Origin of the sequence: Asticcacaulis sp. (assembly GCF_047605585.1) — a bacterium.
Taxonomy (GTDB): domain Bacteria; phylum Pseudomonadota; class Alphaproteobacteria; order Caulobacterales; family Caulobacteraceae; genus Asticcacaulis.
On sequence record NZ_JASGFK010000003.1, the window covers coordinates 330,652 to 345,563 of the forward strand.

A 14,912-nucleotide genomic window follows, 5' to 3' on the forward strand; every position below is an offset into this window, starting at 1 on the left:
CATATGCGGAAAGCGGAATCGGTCACTTAAAGACTAGGCCGCAAACCGGTTAAGAGAGCTTTAAGCCTGTTGCGGAAACTGGCCGCAGATACGAAAAAGCCGCCCGTTTTGCGGGCGGCTCAGGGGCGTCATATCGGTAAGCTTATGCCTTGCCGGCCATGTAGGCGGGCAGCCAGGCCTCATTGGTCCGGCGCAGGGTCTCGATATCGAGCGAAAGTCCGGCATAGCTCAGGTCGGTGCCGCCAGCCACGCCGATGACCGCGGCATGTACCTCGGCTTCGGCGGCCTGGGCGATAACCAGATGGGCCGAGGCCTCATCGACGGCCAGCAGGTAGCGCGCCTGATCCTCGGCGAAGCCGAAGACGTGATCGGCCAGTTCAGTCGGGTTCTTCAGCGACAGGCCGATCTTCGAGGCCAGCACCACATCGACCGCCGCCGACAGCAGGCCGCCATCGGAGAGGTCATGCACGCCCTTGGCGACGCCCGACTTTATCAGGCGGCGCACCAGGGTGCCGTTGTTCTTTTCACAAGCCAGGTCGACCTTCGGCGGGGCGCCCTTTTCCTGGCCGCAAACTTCGCGCAGGTAGAGGGATGAGCCCATTTCGCCCTTGGTTTCGCCGATCAGTATCAGCACCTGTCCGGCCTGGACCTTGTTGAAGCCGACGCGCTGGTCGTAATCCTTGAGCAGGCCGACGGCGCCGACGGTCGGCGTGGGCGGGATGGAGACGCCGTTGGTCTCGTTGTACAGCGACACATTGCCGGAAACGACCGGGAAGTCCAGTTCGCGGCAGGCCTCGGCCATGCCGTCGATGGCGCGGACGATCTGGCCCATGGTTTCGGGCTTTTCCGGGCTGCCGAAGTTCAGGTTGTCGGTGATGGCGATCGGCTCGGCGCCGACAGCCGTGAGGTTGCGCCAGGCCTCGGCCACGGCCTGCTTGCCGCCTTCGTAAGGATTGGCCTGGACATAGCGCGGCGTGCAGTCGGAGGTGACGGCCAGGGCCTTCTTGGTGCCGTGGACGCGGACCATGCCGGCGTCGTGGCCGGTCGATGAGTCCGACAGGGTGTCGGCCATGACGTGGCGGTCGTACTGTTCCCACAGCCAGCGCTTGGAGGCTTCGTCCGGGCAGGAGATGACCTTGAGCAGGGCGTCGTTCAGATCGTGCGCCGGCACATCGGCCTCGGTCAGCTCGGGCTCGACGGCAGGCTCGACCCACGGACGGTCATAGAGCGGGGCGTCGTCGGACAGCGGGGCCAGCGGCAGGTCGCAGACGATCTCGCCCTTGTGCTTGAGCACGATATTGCCGGATGTGGTGGTTTCGCCGATCACGGCGGCATCGAGGCCCCATTTTTTGAAGATGCGGTAGCCGTCTTCTTCGCGGCCGGGCTTGAGGATGGCCAGCATGCGCTCCTGCGACTCGCTGAGCATCATCTCGTAGGCGGACATGTTTTCTTCGCGCTGCGGCACCTTATCCAGGTCGAGCGTGATGCCGAGCCCACCCTTGCCGGCCATTTCGACCGAAGAGGAGGTGAGGCCGGCGGCGCCCATGTCCTGAATGGCGGCGACGGCCCCTGAGGCCATCAGTTCCAGCGTGGCTTCGATCAGCAGCTTTTCGGCGAAGGGGTCGCCGACCTGCACGGTCGGGCGCTTTTCCTCGGCGTCTTCAGAGAATTCGACCGAGGCCATGGTAGCGCCGTGGATGCCGTCGCGACCGGTCTTCGAGCCGAAATAGACCACCGGCAGGCCGGGCTCGGGCGCGGCGGAATAGAAGATCTTGTCGGCATCGGCCAGACCGACGCACATGGCGTTGACCAGGATATTGCCATTGTAACCGGCGTGGAAGTTGGTTTCGCCGGCCACGGTGGGCACGCCGACGCAGTTGCCATAGCCGCCGATGCCGGCCACGACGCCCTCGACCAGGCGACGGGTCTTCGGATGTTCCGGCTCGCCGAAACGCAGGGCGTTGAGCAGGGCCACCGGACGGGCGCCCATGGTGAAGACATCGCGCATGATGCCGCCAACGCCGGTCGCCGCGCCCTGATAGGGCTCGATATAGGACGGGTGGTTGTGCGATTCCATCTTGAAGATACAGGCCTGGCCATCGTCGATATCGATGACGCCGGCGTTTTCACCGGGGCCGCAGATGACGCGCGGGCCCGTGACCGGAAACTTGCGCAGGTGGAGGCGCGAGGATTTGTAGGAGCAGTGCTCCGACCACATGACCGAATAGACGCCCAGCTCGACGTCGTTCGGTTCGCGGCCGAGACGGTTCAGGATCACCTGATATTCGTCGGGTTTCAGGCCATATTCGACGGCCTTTTCGGCCATGGTTTTTTGGGGTGCGGGGGCTGTGGTGCTCATGCCCGCGCATATAGGGGATTCAGGGCGCGATGTCACGCCGTTAGCCGATAAAAAGCGCCGTCCTCTTGATAACGGGAAACGACTGGCCTAACCTGGCTTTGAGACCATCAGAAGAGGATGCCAGCCGACATGTAATTTCCAGCCGAGAAGCCCGTTTCAATGCTTTTCCCAAGGAATACACATGCCTGTCTCCATACATGTCTCGGACCTGTCGTGGTCCACGCCGGATGGCCGCGCCGTCCTTTCCCATCTCGACCTGACCTTTACCGCTGAGCGCACCGGGCTTGTCGGCCGCAACGGCACGGGCAAGACGACCCTGCTGAAACTCATCTCCGGCGACCTTATGCCACTCACAGGCCGGGTGTCCGTCACCGGCACGCTTGGTGTATTGCGTCAGAGCGTTCAGGCTGGCGGCACGATTGGCGACCTGTTCGGTGTCAGCGATGCCCTGGCGGCCTTGCGCCGGGCCGAGGCAGGAGTGGCCACGCTCGACGATCTCGCCAATGCGGACTGGACACTGGAGGACCGGCTGATCGCCGCCCTGGGCCAGGTCGGGCTCGATGCTGCGCCGGATACACCACTCGATGCCCTGTCCGGCGGGCAGCGTACCCGTGCCGGGCTGGCGGCTCTGGTCTTTGCCGAACCTGATTTCCTGCTGCTCGACGAACCGACCAACAACCTTGATCGCGACGGGCGACGGGCGGTGCATGACCTGCTGGCCAACTGGCGGGCCGGCGCCATCGTGGTCAGCCATGACCGTGAGCTGCTGGAGGCGATGGATGCCATTGTCGAGCTGACTTCGCTGGGCGCCACGCGCTATGGCGGCAGCTGGAGCCATTACCGGGGGCGCCGGGCTGAAGCCCTGGCGGCGGCCGAAGGCGACCTGGCCGATGCCGAAAAGCGCGTGGCGGCTGTGGCGCGCCAGGCCCAGACGACGGCCGAACGCAAGGCGCGCAAGGATGGCGCCGGTCAGAGGAAAGCGGCAAAGGGCGACACGCCGCGCATCCTGTTGGGGGCGCGCAGGGAACGCAGCGAAAATACCAGCGGTGAAAGTGTCCGTCTGGCGGAAAAACAGAAACAGCAGGCATCGGAGGCGGCATCGGCGGCACGGGCGCGGATCGAAGTGCTTCAGCCGCTGACGGTCGCCGTACCGTCGACAGGGCTATCGCCAGGGAAGGCGGTGCTTCAGGTAGAGGATCTGTCTGCCGGTTATGATCGTCCGATCATTCAGGGACTCAGCTTCAGCCTGACCGGACCGGAGCGCGTGGCCATCACGGGCGCGAACGGTTCCGGTAAGACGACCTTGCTGGCCACCCTGACCGGGCAGATGGAGCCCCTTGCGGGCCAGGCGCAAATTCCTGTTCCCTATGCTTTCCTGGATCAGCAGGTGCGTTTGCTCGATCCGGCCCTGTCGATCCGTGATAATTTCCGGCGGTTAAATCCGGGCGCCGATGAAAATGCCTGCCGGGCAGCCCTGGCCCGGTTCATGTTCCGGGCAGAGGCGGCCCTTCAGGCCGTTGGCACCTTAAGCGGCGGGCAGATGCTGCGCGCCGGTCTGGCCTGCGTGCTCGGCGTGTCGCCGCCACAGCTGTTGATCCTCGATGAGCCGACCAACCATCTCGATATCGAGGCTATCGAGGCCGTGGAAGCCGGTGTGCGCGCCTATGACGGCGCGTTGCTGGTGGTCAGCCATGACGAAGCGTTTCTGGCGGCGATCGGGATTACCAGGCGGCTGGATTTATGACTTACCCAGGTCGAACGGGAACTTCGGCAGGTCAGTCTTGATGCAGGTGGCGTCGACATTCGGATCGGCGGTTTCGAGGAACTGGCGGATCATCTGTTTGGCGCATTCGCTGCCGGCGATGGTGTGGGTGCGGTTGGGGAAGAAGTAGTTCCGGCCCTGGCTCAGGCGCTTGACCGCAGCATCGGAGAGCTCCGCCGGGCAGCCGGCATCGATATCAGCCGACAGCATCAGAGTCGGGATATCGCTGGTCAGGGGCTGGTTTTCAACCGGATCGGCCTTGCCGGGATTGAAGGCCTTGCACACCGCGAAGAAACGCTTCGTGTCGTGCGCCGTCGCTACCTGGATCGGATCGTTAGGGTCGATCTTGTCGAGATCGGCGGGATTTTCGAAGGCGAATTCCTCATTGCACAGGGTGGTGAAGAACTGGCCTTCGGTATAGCCGGCCTGGGTTTTCTCGAAGGTATCCAGGGCCTTGTAATCGCCCTTCATGATTGTATCGAGCGTCAGGGGCAATTGGTGCGCGCCATCGGCGGAATAGATTTCATCGAGCAGGAAGGCGGCTAGCAGATCGGCCGTATAGGTGTGGTCATTGGCGGTGACCGGTTTGGCCAGCCAGGCGGTCATCATTGCATCGAGGCGCTTCTCCATGCCGGGGAATTTGGCCTTGCAGGCGGTGTCCGCCTCGCAATAGCGCAAAACCTGGCGGGTCTCGCGCGATACCAGGCCGGGCAGGGGCGCCGTGGCATTACCTTCTGGCGGCCAGGTCGAGGACAGGACGACGGCCCGCAGGTCTTCCGGATCGTGCTGCATCACCGCCATGGCGACGCGCGTGCCGTAGGAGCCGCCATAGAGATTATAGGTCTTGATGCCGAGGGCAGCGCGCAGGTCGCGAACATCCCTGGCCACGGCCGCGCTGTTATACTGCGTCAGATCGTAGCCGGCGGCCTGATATTTCGCCAGGCAGTCGCTGAGCACTTTTACGCCCGCGTCGCTGGTGATGCCGGCATCGGAAAGTGGCGCATTGCCGCAATCAAAGGACGGATTGGACAGGCCGGTGCCGCGCTGATCGAAGAAGATCCAGTCGCGATCCGGCGTGACGCGGTAGCGGGTGCGCAGACCTATGGCCAGGCGTCCGACCATGCCACCGCCGGGGCCGCCATGCAGCATGATGACCGAATCGGGCTTCTTGTTGGCATCCGTGGCGCGGACGATGACCACGGGCAGGGCGACGGTGCGGCCGTTCTTCGCGCCGCGCGTTTCCTCAACCACCATGGTTCCGCATTCGATATTTTTGAGGCCGGTATAAAGGGCAGAACAGGCCTGCTTATGATATCCTAGGGCGGTTTCCGGCTTCGGCTGGCAGCCTGTCAACATCAGGCCCGCCGCCAGAACAACACTCAAGATACGCCACATAGAAAACAACCCTCGTTACATTGGTAACAAGGGTTGCAGGTCGTGGCAGATTTGTAAAGAGGCTTAGGCCGTTTGCAGGGCGTTCACCAGGCTGTGGAACATCGGGGCGCCGTCGGCCGAACCGAGGGCTTCCTCGAAGGCGCGGTCGGGGTGGGGCATCATGCCCAGCACATTGCCAGCCTTGTTGACGATGCCGGCGATGTCATTGACCGAACCGTTTGGGTTTTCGGCGTAGCGGAAGACGACCTGGTTGTTGTCCTCGATCTCCTTCAGCACGTCCGGCTCGGCGAAGAAATTGCCGTCGCCATTGCCCTGGGTCATCCACACGCGCTGGGCATTGCCATAGGCGTTCGTGAAGCGGGTGTTGCGGTTCTCGATCTTCAGCTCGATCGGCTTGCACACGTACTTGAGCGCCGCGTTGCGCAGCAGGGCGCCGCGCAGCAGGCCGGCTTCGCACAGGATCTGGAAGCCGTTGCAGATGCCCAGCACAGATACGCCGCGCTCGGCTTCGGCCTTGACCGCTTGCATGACAGGCGACAGCGAGGCCATGGCGCCGCAGCGCAGGTAATCGCCATAGGAGAAGCCGCCGGGAATCACAATCAGGTCCAGGCCGGAGGGCAGGGTGCTTTCCTCATGCCAGACCATGTCGACCTTGCCGCCGACCGTGGTCTCCACCGCCGTCTTGCAGTCGCGGTCGCAATTGGAGCCGGGGAATACGAGAACCGCTGCCTTCAGTGCCATGTTACGCGACCTCAACCTTGTAGGATTCGATGACCGTATTAGCCAGGAGCTTTTCGCACATGGCCTTCAGCTCGCCCTTGGCGGCCTCCGGATCGGCGCCGGTCAGGTCGAATTCCAGCAGCTTGCCGATGCGGACATTGGAAACGCCGTCCCAGCCGAGGCCGTGCAGGGCGCCTTCGACGGCCTTGCCCTGGACGTCGAGCACGCCGGGTTTCAGGTATACGTGAACCTTGGCCTTCATATTACTGAACTCCGCCTTCAATAACCTTGGGCATGTCGCCCATGATGCCGAGACGCTTGGCGACCTCGGTGTAGGATTCGATCACATTGCCCATGTCGCGGCGGAAGCGGTCCTTGTCGAGCTTCTCGCCCGAGGCCGTGTCCCACAGGCGGCAGCTGTCGGGGCTGACTTCGTCGGCCAGGATAACGCGCGAAAACTCGCCTTCGAACAGGCGGCCGTATTCGATCTTGAAATCGACCAGGGTGATGCCGACCGCGGCGAACATGCCGCACAGGAAGTCGTTGACGCGCAGGGTCATGGCCAGGATGTCGTCGATCTCCTGGGTATTGGCCCAGTTGAACGCCGTGATGTGTTCCTCGGTGATCATCGGATCGTTGAGGGCATCGTTCTTGTAATAGAACTCGACGATCGAGCGCGGCAGCTGCTGGCCTTCCGGCAGGCCGAAGCGCTTGGCCATGGAGCCGGCCACCACGTTGCGGCAGACGACTTCCAGCGGAATGATCTCGACTTCGCGGATCAGCTGCTCGCGCAGGTTCAGGCGCTTGATGAAGTGGTTCTGGACACCGATCTGCGTCAGCTTCGTCATGACGAACTCGCTGATGCGGTTGTTGATCACGCCCTTGCCTTCGAGCTGGGCCTTCTTCTCACCGTTGAAGGCGGTGGCATCGTCCTTGAAATACTGGACGAGTGTGCCGGGCTCAGGGCCTTCGTACAGGATCTTCGCCTTGCCTTCGTAGATTTTCTTGCGGTTCTTGGTGCTCATGTGTGTTCCAGTCGGAATATCCAAACGGCGGTTGGCGCCGGGAAGCAGGCCTGTCGAACTGTGATCTTGGGGAGCGGCTCGAAGGCGGAATATCGGGCAGCATCCTAAAGGACGCGCTTTCGCGCCGCAAATAAACAAAAATGTCCGTCATGTATAGGGCGGACACGGACATTTCGTCTCTTTTTTAACGTCCGGCGCCTTGGTGCGCACAAGAATCTGGTAGCAATCTGACAGTTGTGGTTGCGCGGGGACGAAAGGGGAACTAAAACCAGTCTTACCTGAAAGGTTTTTCTCTATATGCCGATGTCTGATACGCCCGCCGATTCCAATAACCACCCCATCCAGGGCAGTGAGGCATTTGAATTTCAGGCCGCCGCCAGCCGCAATCGCATGATGGCGCTGTGGGGGGCGGAAAAGATGGGGCTTAGCGGCAAGACGGCGGAAAACTACGCCAAGGCCGTGGTCCGCGCCGATGGCGACCAGCCCTCGGAAGAAGACGTGATTCGCAAGATTCTGGGTGACCTGACCGCTTCCAATATTGCGGTGCGGGAATCGGAAGTCCGTACCAAGGCGGCCGAGTTCCTCGCCCAGGCCCGGCAGGCGCTCAAGAGCTAGGCTCAGATCCCGGAGATGATTATGAAAAAGGGTATTACAGCGTTCATGATCATCGGATTTGCCGCCGCCCTGGCCGGCTGCTCCACCTTGCCGAAACATTCCGATCTCGATACCCAGCCTGTGGGGGCGCCGCCCCCTCCGCCACCGCTCGATACCCAGCCGGTGGACGCCCCGCCGCCGCCGCCGCCGCCGACTACGGGCAATTAAGCGCTGAAATGCTGGGGGAATGGCTTAAAAAGCAGGATGTACAGGCTTTACGAGCAAAGAACCGCTTTGTCATGATTGCTTATGCGCTGGGCTTGTTGCTCTCGCCGATAGGATTTTTAAAGGTCCTCATAGCCTATGGCTCCGCGCCTGCCTTTGCGGTTGGGGCAGGGATCGTACTCTCATTACCGATTGCGATATTCAGTCTGCGAAAATCAGATGAGCCGTCGGATCGATTGATTGCTACGCTTTTGGCTGCCCTGGGGTTGCCCATAATCGCCTTGCTGTGCTGGCGTTTTTTCAATGACCTGGCTCATGGACAGATTGATATGAGCCCATATCGAACCTGGCGCCGCGCCATCGGCGGGCCTTGCCTGTTATTGGGTATGATGTGGCTCTATTGGCATGAGTTGAAGCGCTTCAGTCGATCCCGTTCAAGCCTCAGCCAAACCGTCCGGTAATCGAGAAGCGCGGGCCGCCGGCATAGGGCGCTACACTGGCAATGCTGCGTGGTTGATCACCCGCATAGAGCGACAGGTCGTTGAAGCGCGGCATGATCCCGCCTTCGATATCGCCCGACGGCGAATGGAACAGCATCTGTCCGCCCCAGTCCGAGCGCCAGCCCTGCGTGAAGTTCCATTCGAAACACAGGCGCGCCGAGGTGTCGGTGTGCTGGGTGAAGAAATCGCCATTGCGATAGCAGACGGCATCGAGCGAGGCCAGTTCCAGCCCGGTAAGCCCCGTCAGCTGGCCGCAGAAGGCCGCGAAGGCTTCCGATTTCAGCAGATTGGCGAAGGGAGCCAGGGCAATCGTGTCTTCATCGATCAGGTCGAGACCGAGGCGTAAGTATGAGAGGCCGGTCTGGGCGCGTTCGGCGGCGTCCTGCAAACGGGTCTGGATGATCTCCGGCGACAGGGTTTCCAGTTCGGCGCGCGACAGGATGGCGGGCTTACCGTCTTTGGTGACGATCTGCAGGTCCCACGGCGTCTGCTGTTCAAGCGCATGATGGACGCGCTGGGCGTGGTCTTCGGGCAAAGCGCCTTCGAGGCGGATGCGGCCCTTGCCGGTGAAACGGCTTTCATAGCCGGCAAAGTCGAACTGATCAGTAAGCAGGGTGGGCATGGTTTGTAACTTTATAATCGCCCGCCCCATTTATGGGGAGGGGGGACCGCGAAGCGGTGGGCGGGGCTTATGTCAGTGAAACAGCCCCTTCCGTCATTTGCTTCGCAAATGCCACCTCCCCCATGAATGGGGGAGGCGAAGAATTGAGCGTTGCCTACCTAAACACGCGGCTGAAAATGGTATCGACGTGCTTGGTGTGGTAATCGAGATTGAAGAACGGCTCCAGTTGCTCGCGGGTGAAGAACTTCGACACGTCTTCATCGGCGGCCAGGAAGTCGAGGAAGTTGCCCTCGCCGCGCCACACCTTCATGGCGTTGCGCTGGACGGCCGAGTAGCTGTCCTCGCGCGACATGCCCTTCTGGGTCATGGCCAGCATGACGCGCTGGCTGTGGACCAGACCGCCGAGACGATCGATATTCTTCTGCATGTTTTCCGGATAGATCAGCAGGTTATCGACGACATTGGCCAGGCGGCGCAGGGCGAAATCGAGGTGGATGGTGGCGTCCGGGGCGATGCCGCGTTCGACCGAGGAGTGCGAGATATCGCGCTCGTGCCACAGGGCGACGTTTTCCATCGCCGGCACCACGGCTGAACGGACGAGACGGGCGAGGCCGGTCAGGTTTTCGGTCAGGACCGGATTGCGCTTGTGCGGCATGGCCGAGGAGCCCTTCTGGCCGGCCGAGAAGAATTCCTCGACTTCCAGAACTTCGGTGCGTTGCAGGTGGCGGATTTCGGTGGCCAGGCGCTCGATTGACGAAGCGACCACGCCCAGCGCGGCGAAGAAGGCGGCGTGGCGGTCGCGCGGGATGACCTGGGTCGAGACCGGCTCGATTTCAAGGCCCATCTTTTCAGCCACATAGGCTTCGACCTCGGGCGAGACATTGGCGAAGGTGCCGACGGCGCCGGAGATGGCGCAGGTCGAGATTTCCTCGCGGGCCACCACCAGGCGCTTACGGGCGCGGGTGAACTCGGCATAGTAGCCGGCCAGCTTCAGGCCGAAGGTTACCGGCTCGGCGTGGATGCCGTGCGAACGGCCGACGGTCGGCGTGAACTTGTGCTCAAGCGCGCGCTTCTTCAGCGCCGCCAGGACGAGATCGACGTCCTCGATCAGCAGATCGGCCGACTTTTGCAACTGCACGGCAAAGCAGGTGTCGAGCACGTCCGAGGAGGTCATGCCCTGGTGCAGGAAGCGGGCTTCGGGGCCGACGATTTCCGAAACGTGGGTCAGGAAGGCGATGACGTCGTGCTTCACGGTGCGTTCGATCTCGTCGATGCGGTCGGCGTCGAACTGGGCGTCCTTGCCCTTGGCCCACAGGGTTTCGGCGGCCTCGGTCGGGATGACGCCGAGTTCGGCCATCTTGGTGGCGGCGTGGGCCTCGATCTCGAACCAGATCTTGTACTTCATCGCCGCATCCCAGATGGCGGCGGCTTCCTTGCGGGCATAACGGGAGATCATGGGCGATACCTTACAGCTTGAAACGATTGTCTTGAATGATTGTCGGGGTGGCAATGGGAATATGGGGCGGCAATGTCAAGCTTTTTTGCTTTTCCTCAGGGGCGGCCACATTCGTGGCCTTGGCTACGCGCCAAACGTGGCGCGGGCGCTCAATGCGCCATTACACCCTTTAAACTGCCGGTCAGAGGGCTGCAATTGTGGCCAAAAAATGAAGTTAATTTACGCTTTGCAGGTGTGCGGACTTGGCGAGAAGGTTTATAAAGGGTTAATTTTGCGGTAATTTTGAATGTGCGAATCTTTGAAGGTGCTATTGTGCGTAAGCTTTTCCTGAAATCCGGTGTGGCTCTGCTGGTGCTGGCGAGTGTAAGCGTGGCGCTACCTGTCATGGCCAAGGCCAAGCCCACTGTGCGGCCGGTTTCCAAGACCTTCGAGAAAGAGTCGCGCGTCGCCGCGCAGCGCACGGTAACCGTCATCCAGACCGGCACGACCCCGGCCGAGCCCTCTACCGGCAATATCGATCAGGTCATCGCCATGACCGATGCGCCGGCGGTGGCCTGCCCCAGCGGGCCGGTGGGATCGCCGGAATGGGAACAGGTGCCGGAAGAACTGCGCAAGCACGCCATTCCCGGCCAGTGCTTCTCGCGCCTGATGCTGCCGCCCAAGACCGAAACCTATATCGATCACGTTATGGTATCTCCGGAACGCGTGGCGACGCGCCAGCTGCCGCCGGTGGTCGAGGTGGTCGAGGAGGACGTCACGGTGCGCCCGGAACGCACAGAGCATCGCGTCATTCCCGCGGTCAGCCATGTCGAGGCCGTCACCGAGGTCGTGCGTCCGGCCAGCTTCCGCGAGGAGCCCGTGCCGGCGCAATATGAAACCCATATCGAACATGTCATGGTCCAGGAAGCCCGCCGCGAATGGGTGCGCCGCGACGCTATCCAGACCGATGCGCCGATGGTGACCGCCGGCGATCACGCGCCGATCCGCTATCGCGCCGACGGTACCCTGACCTGGCCGGGCAAGTATGCTCAGACTGTGCAGGCTTCGCCTGAGGCCGCCGAGTATCTGGAGCAGCGCGATCAGTCCGTCTGGTGCCTGAAGGTCATTCCCGGCGTCTATGAGGATCGCCCTGTGCGTGTCGAGGTGGCGCCGGCCAGCGTCCGCCGCATCGAGATCCCGGCCGTAACCCGCCAGGTGCGCCGCACGGTCATCGATGCGCCCGAGCGCTATGAGGATGTGATCATCCCGGCCGTGACGGAAAAGCGCCGTGTGCGCCGCACCACCCAGGATGCCCGCGTCGAATCCTATACGGTGCCGGCGGTTTATGACGATGTGACGCGCGAGCGCATTGTCGGCTCACCGGAGCCGGTGTGGCGTGAAGTGATCTGCGGCAAGAACACCTCCAGGGAAAAGATCATGGAGGTCCAGCGCGCCCTGGCCGCCAAGGGCTATAATCCCGGTCCGGTCGATGGTCAGCTCGGCAAGCAGACGGTCAGCGCCATGCAGAAGTTCCAGGCCGATAACGGCCTGCCGCAGGGCCAGCCTTCGGTCGAGGCGGTCCAGGCCCTGGGTGTGCCGCTGATCCCGCTCCACGATTAAAACACATCGTTTTTTGATTTTCGCCCGCTCTACACCTGACAGATCAGTGTTTGGAGTAGTGCATGTTCGATCTTGGCAGTCTTGATCCCTTCATCGGTTACTGGTCGGGAGGCAGCGAGGTCGCGGCCAATCCGTGGACGCCGAGCGGCAGCAATCGCGGACGCTGGGCCTTCCGCTTTGACGACGCGCGCAAAAACGTCATCCACGATTACGAACAGAGCGGACCGGATGGCTCCGGTTTCGATGGCCATGGTGTCTTCTGCGCCGATCCGGCAACGGAGGATCTGTGCGGCTTCTGGTTCGACGATCGCGGCCTGCCGCCGCTCAATCCGGCACGGGGCAAATGGCAGGAGGGGCGCCTGATCCTCTATACCGTTTCGCAGCGGGGCAAGGCGCGCTGGACCCTGTATATCGAGGACAACGATCTAATTTACATCATCGAACGCTGCCCGATCGATTCCGATACCTATTCCGATGTGCTGCGGGGACGGTATCATAGGAGCTGATTTCGCAAAATAACTATATTATATTCAGGTTCTTATAAATGCGAAGTCCGCCGCCGATGACCATTTTGTGTCATCTGAAAGTGCTTTCACCTATCGCCAGAACTCCAAATCCGGTCTAAGATCGGGCGTGGTTGGAATCGTCTTCGCGACCAGCCGGCGTGTTTTACCTCTGGGCGGCTCTGTTCTATTTCATACGGAGTGGAGGCGACGGTCATTATTTTTTGACGATATTACGGGGTTTGTTGTGAGCACGAGATTATACGATACCGCCTGGGTGAGTGTTGAAGGTGTGGAACAGCCGCTTCAGGTCCATAAGGACAAGCGCAATCCGGCCTTGTTCTTCGTAGGCGACTATATTTACGATATCGATGGCCGGGCCATGGGATCGCAGGGGCCTTCGGTGCCGCGCATCCTGACGGTGCACAGTCTGCAGTCGGCGCGCGAAATCGGCCTGCGGGTCAATGTCGACATGGGCGCGGCCTATCCGGAAGCGCGCGAATTCGTCAGCCAGCGCGTTATTTATTAAAAAGCGCAATCCAAAAAGTGTAACGCACTTTTGGGGAATAGTTGCGCGACTAAAAAGCGCCGATCTGTTTGAGGCTGGCCACGCCTTCGCGGCCGACGATCAGATGGTCGTGAATGGTGATTTTGAGCGGCTTGCCGGCGGCCACAATCTGCTTCGTCATATCGATGTCCCCCTGTGATGGCATCGGATCGCCGGACGGGTGATTGTGGACTAAAATAACCGAACTCGATGACAGCTCCAGCGCGCGGCGCATGATTTCGCGCGGATAGGCCGGCGCGTGATCGACCGTGCCGTGCCCCATGATCTCATCGGCGATCAACTGGTTCTTCTTGTCGAGGAACAGGATGCGGAACTGCTCGCGCGGTTCGTGCGCCAGAGTGACCTTCAGATAAGAGATCAGCGCCGACCACGAAGAGATCACGGTGGTGCGTTTCAGCGGCTCGGCCACCATGCGGCGCGTTGCCTCGAACATCAGGGCGAGGTCGAGCGCGATATCGGCGGTCATGCGCAGCGCCTTGCCCGAATTGTCTACCGCCGAGACCTGAAGCATGTCCTCCAGCGGCGCGGAAAGTGCAGCGGGCAGGGAGCCGAAGCGCGCCAGCAGGGCCTTGGCCAGCGGCTTGACATCGCGCTGGGGAATAGAGCGGAAGAGGAACAGTTCCAGCAGTTCGTAATCGGGCAGGGCGGAGACACCGCCCAGCCGGGCGCGGTGACGCAGACGATGGCGATGGCCGCCATGATCCGGGCGGGCTGCAATGTCTTCGGTGTCCCCCCCGTCCGACATCTCTAGCCCAGAACAGGTGCCGGTTTGAACTGTCCGGTTGGCGAGGCGGTGAAGAGTTCGACGCCGTTTTCCGTTACGCCGCAGCTGTGTTCGCACTGGGCGGTCAGCATCTTGTCGCGCGTCACGGCGGTCCAGCCGTCATTCAGCACCTTCACGTCGGGTTTGCCGAGATTGATCATCGGCTCGACCGTGAAGAACATGCCCTTTTCCAGCCGCGGGCCAGTGCCGGGCTTGCCAAAGTGCAGGACGTTCGGCGTGTCGTGGAAAACGCGGCCGACGCCATGGCCGCAGAAATCGCGGACCACCGACATGCGGTGGCTTTCGGCGTATTTCTGGATGGCGGCGGCGATATCGCCAAAGGTATTGCCGGGCTTGATCTGGGCCAGGCCGAGCGCCATGGCTTCGTAGGTCACGTCGATAAGGCGCTTGGCCTTGGGCGCCACGACACCGACTTCGTACATGCGCGAGGTATCGCCATGCCAGCCATCGACGATGCAGGTGACATCGATATTGGCGATGTCGCCTTCGCGCAGGGTCTTTTCCGACGGAATGCCATGGCAGACGACGTGGTTGGGCGAGATGCAGACCGTATGCTGGTAGCCGCGATAGAACAGACAGGCCGACAGTCCGCCATGATCGGCGATGAACTCACGCGCCAGGTCATCGAGATACGAGGTCTTCACGCCTGGCACCACATAGGGGATCAGCATGTCCAGGCATTCGGCGGCGACGCGGCCAGCCTTTCTCATGCCGGCAAAGTCCTCGTCCGTATGGATGCGGATGGTGTCGGAGCGGAGCATATAGTCGGAATCTGTGTTCATGGCGGCAATATAGTCCTG

Annotated in this window: 17 protein-coding genes; 8 read left to right on the top strand and 9 right to left on the bottom strand. The window is 61.7% G+C overall.

The window, feature by feature from the left end; all coding sequences use genetic code 11:
• Positions 1-142: 142 nt before the first annotated feature.
• On the bottom strand, positions 143-2,359 hold the full coding sequence (gene purL, locus QM647_RS10730; RefSeq protein ID WP_414995507.1) for a phosphoribosylformylglycinamidine synthase subunit PurL: 2,217 nt from the start codon (positions 2,357-2,359) through the stop codon (positions 143-145).
• Between the two features lie 181 nt (positions 2,360-2,540).
• Between purL and QM647_RS10735 the strand changes: the two genes are divergently transcribed.
• Positions 2,541-4,103 (top strand): ABC-F family ATP-binding cassette domain-containing protein, encoded by a 1,563-nt coding sequence (locus QM647_RS10735; RefSeq protein WP_414995508.1) that lies wholly within the window; start codon positions 2,541-2,543, stop codon positions 4,101-4,103.
• Here QM647_RS10735 and QM647_RS10740 read toward each other — a convergent pair.
• The 4 genes from QM647_RS10740 to purC all read right to left on the bottom strand — a co-directional run bounded on the left by QM647_RS10740 (position 4,098) and on the right by purC (position 7,261).
• Positions 4,098-5,516 (bottom strand): alpha/beta hydrolase, encoded by a 1,419-nt coding sequence (locus tag QM647_RS10740; protein ID WP_414995509.1) that lies wholly within the window; start codon positions 5,514-5,516, stop codon positions 4,098-4,100. The two genes, QM647_RS10735 and QM647_RS10740, sit on opposite strands and share 6 nt — an antisense overlap.
• A 63-nt stretch (positions 5,517-5,579) precedes the next feature.
• Positions 5,580-6,251: a phosphoribosylformylglycinamidine synthase subunit PurQ gene (gene purQ, locus QM647_RS10745; protein WP_414995735.1), complete on the bottom strand. Its 672-nt coding sequence runs from the start codon at positions 6,249-6,251 to the stop codon at positions 5,580-5,582.
• Between the two features lie 7 nt (positions 6,252-6,258).
• A complete protein-coding gene (purS, locus tag QM647_RS10750; RefSeq protein ID WP_414995510.1) occupies positions 6,259-6,498 on the bottom strand; it encodes a phosphoribosylformylglycinamidine synthase subunit PurS in 240 nt (79 codons plus the stop codon).
• 1 nt (position 6,499) lies between these two features.
• A complete protein-coding gene (purC, locus tag QM647_RS10755; RefSeq protein ID WP_414995511.1) occupies positions 6,500-7,261 on the bottom strand; it encodes a phosphoribosylaminoimidazolesuccinocarboxamide synthase in 762 nt (253 codons plus the stop codon).
• 297 nt (positions 7,262-7,558) lie between these two features.
• Between purC and QM647_RS10760 the strand changes: the two genes are divergently transcribed.
• Genes QM647_RS10760 through QM647_RS10770 form a run of 3 tightly spaced genes read left to right on the top strand, consistent with a single transcriptional unit; the run spans position 7,559 to position 8,541 of the window.
• Positions 7,559-7,876 (top strand): DUF1476 domain-containing protein, encoded by a 318-nt coding sequence (locus QM647_RS10760; RefSeq protein WP_414995512.1) that lies wholly within the window; start codon positions 7,559-7,561, stop codon positions 7,874-7,876.
• A gap of 21 nt (positions 7,877-7,897) precedes the next feature.
• Positions 7,898-8,083: a hypothetical protein gene (locus QM647_RS10765; protein WP_414995513.1), complete on the top strand. Its 186-nt coding sequence runs from the start codon at positions 7,898-7,900 to the stop codon at positions 8,081-8,083.
• An 8-nt stretch (positions 8,084-8,091) separates the two neighbouring features.
• Positions 8,092-8,541 (top strand): hypothetical protein, encoded by a 450-nt coding sequence (locus tag QM647_RS10770; protein ID WP_414995514.1) that lies wholly within the window; start codon positions 8,092-8,094, stop codon positions 8,539-8,541.
• Here the strand turns inward: QM647_RS10770 and QM647_RS10775 are convergent.
• Positions 8,522-9,202, bottom strand: a complete 681-nt coding sequence (locus QM647_RS10775) for a 2OG-Fe(II) oxygenase family protein (protein ID WP_414995515.1) — start codon at positions 9,200-9,202, stop codon at positions 8,522-8,524. The genes QM647_RS10770 and QM647_RS10775 overlap by 20 nt on opposite strands.
• A gap of 154 nt (positions 9,203-9,356) precedes the next feature.
• Positions 9,357-10,658, bottom strand: coding sequence for an adenylosuccinate lyase (purB, locus tag QM647_RS10780; RefSeq protein ID WP_414995516.1), 1,302 nt, complete (start codon positions 10,656-10,658; stop codon positions 9,357-9,359).
• On the opposite strand from purB, the gene QM647_RS10785 reads away from it, so the two are divergent.
• The 4 genes from QM647_RS10785 to QM647_RS10800 all read left to right on the top strand — a co-directional run bounded on the left by QM647_RS10785 (position 10,657) and on the right by QM647_RS10800 (position 13,289).
• Entirely contained in the window at positions 10,657-10,938 is a 282-nt protein-coding gene (locus tag QM647_RS10785; RefSeq protein WP_414995517.1) for a hypothetical protein, read from the top strand. The genes purB and QM647_RS10785 overlap by 2 nt on opposite strands.
• A 32-nt stretch (positions 10,939-10,970) precedes the next feature.
• Positions 10,971-12,257: a peptidoglycan-binding domain-containing protein gene (locus QM647_RS10790; RefSeq protein WP_414995518.1), complete on the top strand. Its 1,287-nt coding sequence runs from the start codon at positions 10,971-10,973 to the stop codon at positions 12,255-12,257.
• A gap of 62 nt (positions 12,258-12,319) precedes the next feature.
• Positions 12,320-12,763, top strand: a complete 444-nt coding sequence (locus QM647_RS10795) for a hypothetical protein (RefSeq protein WP_414995519.1) — start codon at positions 12,320-12,322, stop codon at positions 12,761-12,763.
• Between the two features lie 244 nt (positions 12,764-13,007).
• The gene (locus tag QM647_RS10800) at positions 13,008-13,289 is read left to right on the top strand and encodes a hypothetical protein (protein ID WP_414995520.1); all 282 of its coding nucleotides are present in this window, start codon (positions 13,008-13,010) and stop codon (positions 13,287-13,289) included.
• A 49-nt stretch (positions 13,290-13,338) separates the two neighbouring features.
• Here the strand turns inward: QM647_RS10800 and radC are convergent, their stop codons facing one another.
• Positions 13,339-14,073 (bottom strand): RadC family protein, encoded by a 735-nt coding sequence (gene radC, locus QM647_RS10805; protein ID WP_414995521.1) that lies wholly within the window; start codon positions 14,071-14,073, stop codon positions 13,339-13,341.
• Positions 14,074-14,075: 2 nt separating this feature from the next.
• Entirely contained in the window at positions 14,076-14,894 is an 819-nt protein-coding gene (gene map, locus QM647_RS10810) for a type I methionyl aminopeptidase (protein WP_414995522.1), read from the bottom strand.
• Positions 14,895-14,912 lie beyond the last annotated feature (18 nt).